At 45.9% G+C, this 5680-nt stretch carries 3 protein-coding genes and 1 pseudogene; 2 read left to right on the top strand and 2 right to left on the bottom strand.

What is annotated here, in order from left to right:
* On the top strand, window positions 1-2758 hold a 2758-nt coding region (secDF, locus tag ACTIE6_RS16220), incomplete at its 5' end, for a protein translocase subunit SecDF (protein ID WP_439557636.1).
* 121 nt (window positions 2759-2879) lie between these two features.
* On the top strand, window positions 2880-4331 hold the full coding sequence (locus ACTIE6_RS16215; protein ID WP_439557635.1) for an amino acid permease: 1452 nt from the start codon (window positions 2880-2882) through the stop codon (window positions 4329-4331).
* Window positions 4332-4977: 646 nt separating this feature from the next.
* Here the strand turns inward: ACTIE6_RS16215 and ACTIE6_RS16210 are convergent.
* Together ACTIE6_RS16210 and ACTIE6_RS16205 are read right to left on the bottom strand one after the other, a co-directional pair.
* Window positions 4978-5184, bottom strand: coding sequence for a hypothetical protein (locus tag ACTIE6_RS16210; protein WP_439557634.1), 207 nt, complete (start codon window positions 5182-5184; stop codon window positions 4978-4980).
* A 128-nt stretch (window positions 5185-5312) separates the two neighbouring features.
* A pseudogene (locus tag ACTIE6_RS16205) lies at window positions 5313-5680 on the bottom strand (L-2-hydroxyglutarate oxidase); the annotation flags it as partial.

Genomic DNA, 5680 nt, shown 5'->3' with positions numbered 1-5680 from the left:
AGTTACCGAACGTGAATTGAACCTGGGTCTTGACCTGCAAGGTGGAATGCACGTGGTACTTGAAGTAGCACCTGCTGACATTTTGAAAGGAATGGCAGGCGGAAATGCACGCAGCGCCGCTTTCCAGACTGCATTGAAAAAAGCTGGCGAAGACAAAGCGGCCAGCAACAGCACATTCATTAACCGTTTTGCGGCAGCATACAAAGAAGCAGCGCCTAATAGCAGCCTTGCTTCCCTGTTTGCAACCAGCGCCAACCGCGGCAAGATCAGCAGCAATTCATCTGATGGAGATGTAGTTAAAATGTTGAACACCGAGGTAAACAATTCCATTGACCGCGCATTCCAGATCACTTCTGCACGTATTGACAAGTTTGGGGTAACTAACCCAAACATCCAGCGCTTGCCTGGTCAAAACCGGATTCTGGTTGAGTTACCTGGTGTTGATAACCCTGAGCGTGTTCGTCGTTTGCTTTCAGGCGCTGCAAAACTGGAATTTGCAGAAGTATACCTGACTCAGGAACTGGGCGCAGGTCTGGAAGGATTGGGCCGGTACCTAACCCAGCAAGCTGAAATTGAAAAATCGAAAAAACCTGCTGCTGCAACAATTGCAACAGCTGATACTACCAAGAAAACATCAACTGGCGGTCTGGCTGAACAGCTGGCGCAGAAAAGCGACTCTACTGCAAACGATTCAGCTGCGGTAGCTGCACAAACTGCTGCATTGACAAGCCTGTTTGTTCCAATGCCACAAGGATTGGGTGTTTATCTGAAAGACACTGCACGTGCCGGAGAAATCCTGCGCCGCCCCGAAGTACGCTCAATGTTCCCTGCTGACCTTGTTTTCATGTGGGACAGAAAAGGAACAGCTGCCGGTGACAACCAATTGATCCTGCCTTTGTATTTTATCAAAAAGGCAAACGGCGAAGCTGCAATGGAAGGTGACGTGATTGTGGATGCAACACACGATTACGACGAAAGAGGCCGGCCGGAAGTTACCATGCGCATGAATGGAGAAGGTGCCCGTAAATGGCGCTCACTCACTGCCCGTAGTGTTGGTCGCCCGGTAGCGATTATTATCGATAACCTGGTTTACACCGCACCAACTGTGCAAGGTGAAATTCCAAATGGTAACTCAAGCATTACCGGGAACTTCACTGTGGAAGAGACAAAGGATATGTCAAACGTGCTGAAAGCGGGTAAACTGCCTGCTCCGACGCACATTGTAGAAGAAGCAGTTGTAGGTTCATCACTGGGTGCTGAGGCGATTAACGACGGTTTGCTTTCATCTGCGGTTGGTTTGCTGATCGTATTGGTTTTCATGGTCGCTTATTACAACAAAGCAGGCTGGATCGCAGATATCGCATTGCTGATCAACTTGTTCTTCCTTTTGGGTGTAATGGCGTCACTGGGTGCAGTATTGACACTTTCAGGTATCGCAGGTATTGTACTTTCGATTGGTATGGCGGTAGATGCGAACGTACTGATTTATGAAGGTATTAAAACCGAACTGGAAGAAGGCAAGGCATTCGGACAGGCAATACGTGACGGTTTCAAGCATTCATTGAGCGCGATTATTGACTCGAACGTAACTACGCTTTTAACAGGTATTATCCTTTATACATTCGGTACAGGATTGGTACTTGGTTTCGCGACTACGCTGGTTTTGGGTCTGCTTACTTCATTGTTCAGCGCGATTTTCATTACACGTCTGTTACTTGAATATCAGATCAAAAGAGGCAAAGTATTCAACTTCTACACGGGGCTCACCAAGAACTGGTTTAAAGACAACGATTTCGACTTCGTGTCACAACGTAAGCGTTTCTATCTGATCTCCGGAGTAATTATCGCAATCGGGATCGGTTCATTCATTTTCAAGGGATTTGGTTTAGGTATCGATTTCAAAGGTGGCCGCTCTTATGTGGTTCGTTTTGAGAATAATGTAGATGCCGATGATCTTCGGAATAAAATGGACGAAACACTTGGATCTGCAACTGAGGTAAAAACTTTCGGTGGTCAGGATCAGGTTAAAATCACAACTGCTTACCTGATTGAAGAAACAACAGCGGATGCAGATCAGAAAGCGGAAGCGAAGATCATGGAAGGTGTGAAGAAAATCGGAGGTAACCCGGCGAAAATCGTGAGCTCGAACAAAGTAGGGCCAACTATGGCGCAGGATACACTTTGGTCAGCTGTTTACGCGGTACTACTTGCATTGGCTGCCAACTTTGTATATATTTTGATCCGGTTTAAAAGAGTTGCATTCAGCTACGGTGCGGTTATGTCACTTGCACACGACGTGGTGATTATCCTTGCGATATTCTCGCTGTTCAATGGCTGGTTACCATGGTCACTCGATATCGACCAGGCGTTTATCGGTGCAATCCTAACTATGATCGGTTATTCTATGAACGATACAGTCGTAATTTATGACCGTATCCGTGACTACCTGGCCGATGATAAGTCACGTGGCCAGAGCCTTCCAACAGTTATCAATAATGCACTAAACAGTACATTGAGCCGTACCGCGGTAACTGGTATCTCGGTAATCCTGGTACTGATCGTATTGATGATTTTCGGAGGCGCAGTAATCCGCGGATTTACATTCTGTATGTTGCTTGGTGTAATCGTAGGTACTTATTCTTCGCTTTTTGTGGCGGCACCAATCGTGGTTGACCTTCTGCAGCGCGACCAGAATAAAACGCCTGCACTCGCAACAGCGGATACTGCACCAGCAGCGCCAAAGAAAGTAAAAGCTTAATAAAGTTGAAGAAAAGAGGGTTAGTGTTATGCTATCCCTCTTTTTGTTTTGTGTCTTTACTTTTTTGGCAAATTTTCTTTTTAGTTTTATAAGATGTTCATATAACTACAACAAACAGCTTATGGCAAATCAATTATGGGTTAAAAAGCCCATTGAGAAATTATTAAGTGAATCAACAGGCGAAGCTAACCAGCTCAAAAGATCATTAGGGTCCGCGAGTCTGGTAGCACTAGGAATTGGTGCCATCATTGGTGCGGGACTCTTCTCTCTAACAGGTATTGCCGCCGCGGAACATTCAGGACCTGCGGTTACGATCTCATTTATACTTGCCGCGGTAGGCTGCGGCTTTGCCGGTCTTTGCTACGCCGAATTTGCTTCCATGATACCTATTGCCGGAAGTGCCTATACTTATTCTTATGCTACAATGGGCGAGTTCGTGGCCTGGATCATCGGCTGGGATCTGGTTCTTGAATATGCGCTCGGTGCTGCAACGGTCTCGGTGAGCTGGTCGCGGTACCTGCTTGAATTGCTCAGCAAATTTGACATACACCTTCCCACTCAACTGGTTTGTTCCCCTTTTGAAGTGGTAACACTTAGTAACGGAACAGTAATCGATAACGGGATTGTAAACCTGCCCGCCATTTTCATCGTGTGCATGCTATCATTATTGCTGATCCGTGGTACCGAAGGTTCTGCATTTCTGAACAACTTTCTGGTAGTCCTGAAAGTAGCTGTAGTACTGATATTTATTGCATTGGGATGGAGCCACATCAATCCTGACAACTACGTTCCTTACATTCCTGAAAACACAGGCGCTTACGAGAACTTTGGCTGGTCGGGTATTGCCACCGGGGCTGCTGTCGTCTTCTTTGCATTCATCGGATTCGACGCAGTGTCCACTGCCGCACAAGAAGCGAAGAACCCGCAAAAGGGAATGCCGATTGGTATCCTGGGCTCGCTCGTAGTTTGTACGATTTTGTACGTGCTTTTTGCGCACGTAATGACTGGTCTGGTGAAATACACCGATTTCCTGAACGACGCAAAACCAGCTGCAACTGCATTCGCAAAAACTGGCTACGATTCGCTGCAAACAGCATTGATCATCGCGATTTTAGCTGGATATACTTCGGTAATGCTCGTGATGCTTTTGGGCCAGAGCCGCGTGTTTTACTCGATGAGTAAAGACGGATTGCTGCCTAGATTTTTCAGTGCAGTGCATCCCAAATTTTCTACGCCATGGAAGACAAACCTGTTCTTTATGGCTTTTGTAAGCATTTTCGCAGGACTGGTTCCGGTGAGTGATCTTGGTCACATGGTAAGTATCGGTACTTTGTTCGCATTCTGCCTGGTATGTGTGGGTGTTTGGATGCTCCGCGTAAAAAGACCTGAATTGCACCGTGCATTCCGTACGCCACTGGTCCCATTTGTACCAATCATGGGAATTGTAGTTTGTGTATACCTTATGTACTCTCTGCCGGTAGAAAGCTGGTACCGTCTGGCCATTTGGCTGGCGATTGGCTTAGCGGTTTATTTTGGATATGGTAAGAAGAATAGTAAGATAGGTCACGAGTAGGAGGCTGTCAGCTTTCGGCCGTTAGCTATCGGCTTTTTTCGATATTTATATTTCAGGCCGTGGTCGTTTCAGCAGAAGCAGCCACGGCTTCTTGTTTTTGGCTGAATGCTTTTTACTTACATTCTATTCTGCATTCAATAGACGGCGGGTATCCTTTGGATATTAATTCATCCTTGATTTCAATGCAGGTACTTTTAATGAGTTCTAGCTTCGAGCACGTGTTAGGCACTAGCATCATCAAATTGAAACTGCTTCCGTCAAAACCTTGTGCAAGGATACTAATCCTGGTAACACGACTACTCACCAGATTGCAGTATTCATTGTACCAGCGATTGAAAGCAATTTTCCTATTCCGCTGTCTACCATCCTGGGTGTCATACATAACAAGAATCGACCATTCTGGGTGTTTTCGAGCAACGTCCATTAAGATCTGGAAGATTGTTTGCTTAATTCGCGCGTCATATTTCTTCATAAAAAAGCCTCTGGAGAAGGTAGTTGGTCTGAATCCAAAGGTTACGATGTCGTCTTTTATCAATGGGTAAGCATCGAAATACCTGATGCACTTGTAAAGTAGCACGAATAGAAAACATCAGATCCAGTTTTGAAATAGTATTCTACATCGCCATCACGATATTCAACTGTGTACTTATAAGGCTTTAATGAACCTAACTCCTCTGGCATGTAACTCATCCCTGGTAATTTTTCCGTCGTAGTACAGATTAACGGATTCTTTGTCCGCCATTACTTTTTCAATTAACCGAGTCAATCGATCGCTTTTCTTTGCACCATCAGCAGCTTCTGCCACTGGTGCGTTTGCCGTTTTGTTCATGGTTTTCTTAGTTTCGATTTTCACTTTTCTTGAACGTAGTAAATGGCGGCTACTCATTTTCAGGAGCTTGCCAGCAGAGATAAAATTAGAAAGAATAATTTACTTTTTATAATCAATCCCTTGCCGTCGACTAAAGTCGACAGCAAGGGAGCTTAAAGCCGGGCCAACACTCTTTCCGAAACCGTCTGCCCGATTGAGAGCGATGACGTGGCTGCGGGTGAGGGTGCATTACAAACGTTAATTGCATTTTTGTTTTCGATAATTGAAAAATCATCCAGCAGGCCGCCGTCGTAGTCACAAGCCTGTGCGCGGACGCCGGAGCCGCCGGGAACCAGATCCTCGATCCGTACTGCCGGGATCAATCCCTGCAATGCTTTGGTAAAAGCAGCTTTCGAAAACGACCGGTAATATTCTCCCATTCCCGTTTTCCAGTATTTGGTTGCTACCTTCCTGAATCCTGGCCAGGCAAGTGATTCCAGGAGCTCGGGTACATTGATGTCCAGCCGGTTGTAACCTTCGC

Source organism: Dyadobacter sp. (assembly GCF_051859145.1).
Lineage (GTDB): Bacteria > Bacteroidota > Bacteroidia > Cytophagales > Spirosomataceae > Dyadobacter.
This window is presented reverse-complemented; position numbering and strand designations above follow the sequence as displayed.